A 1,147-nucleotide genomic window follows, 5' to 3' on the forward strand; every position below is an offset into this window, starting at 1 on the left:
GTGCCCAGTTTCTCGTGAAACACGATGTTCTCGAATTTCGGCAGCCGGTCTTCCAGCTTCGTCTTCAGATCGGTCTCATAGAAAAACTTTGCATCGCTCAACCGCGCGCGGATCACGCGCTCGTTGCCGGCGATGATGGCCTTGCCGCCGTCGGACGCTTCGATGTTGGCGGTGAGGATGAACTTGTTGGTCAACTTTCCCGTCTTGGGATCGCTGACCACAAAACATTTTTGATTGTTGCGGATGGTGGCGCGGATCACCTCGCCCGGAATCGACAAAAATTCCGGATCGAACGATCCCATCAGCACCACGGGCCATTCGACCAGCCCCGAAACCTCGTCGAGCAGCACCTGATCCTCGACCAGTTCAAAACCCTGCGCGAAGGCGAGCTGTTTGGCGTCGGTGAGGATGGCGTCCTTGCGGCGCTGCGGATCGAGCACCACTTTCGCATCCAGCAGTTTGGCCTCGTAGTCCTCGAAGCGGCGCACGGGAATCGCCGCCGGCGCCATGAAGCGGTGACCTGACGTGGTCTGGCCGGCCTCGATGCCGTCGATGGCAAATTTCACCACTTCGGGTGTTTCGGTCTCGAGCCCGAAGGTCGCGACGATGGAATGCAGCGGCCGCACCCAGCTCAGCGCGCCCGGCCGGCCGGAGCGTTCGCCCCAGCGCATCTGCTTCGGCCACGGGAAGGTCCGGATGATGACCGGCAAAATGTCGGCGAGCACATCCAGCGTGGCGCGGCCGGGCTTTTCGATCAGCGCGATGTAGAAATCGCCCTTCTTGGGATCGTGCTGGATCTTGGCTTCGTCGAGCGACTTCAGCCCGGTGGCTTTCAGAAAACCCTGCACGGCGGCGTCGGGGCCGCCGACGCGCGGGCCCTTGCGCTCTTCCTTGAGGTCCGACTGCCGCGCGGGAATGCCATGCACCGTCAGCGTCAGCCGCCGCGGCGTCGCGAACGCTTTTGCACCTTCATAAACCAGGCCCTCGGCGACGAGCTTGTCGGTCACCATCCGGCGCAGATCGTCAGCCGCCTTCGCCTGCATGCGCGCGGGAATTTCTTCGGAAAACAGTTCGAGGAGAAGATCGGGCATCACTTACCCTCCCCTGGAGGGGGAGGGTCGCCTACCCCGACGATGCCTTGCATCGT

At 62.3% G+C, this 1,147-nt stretch carries 1 protein-coding gene; it reads right to left on the reverse strand.

Annotation, left to right across the window (positions count from 1 at the left end; genetic code table 11):
• The coding region (glyS, locus tag Q7U29_RS21955; protein ID WP_304744756.1) for a glycine--tRNA ligase subunit beta at positions 1-1,091 on the reverse strand (1,091 nt) is incomplete at its 3' end.
• Positions 1,092-1,147 lie beyond the last annotated feature (56 nt).

It is taken from the genome of Bradyrhizobium sp., assembly GCF_030654605.1.
Lineage (GTDB): Bacteria > Pseudomonadota > Alphaproteobacteria > Rhizobiales > Xanthobacteraceae > Bradyrhizobium.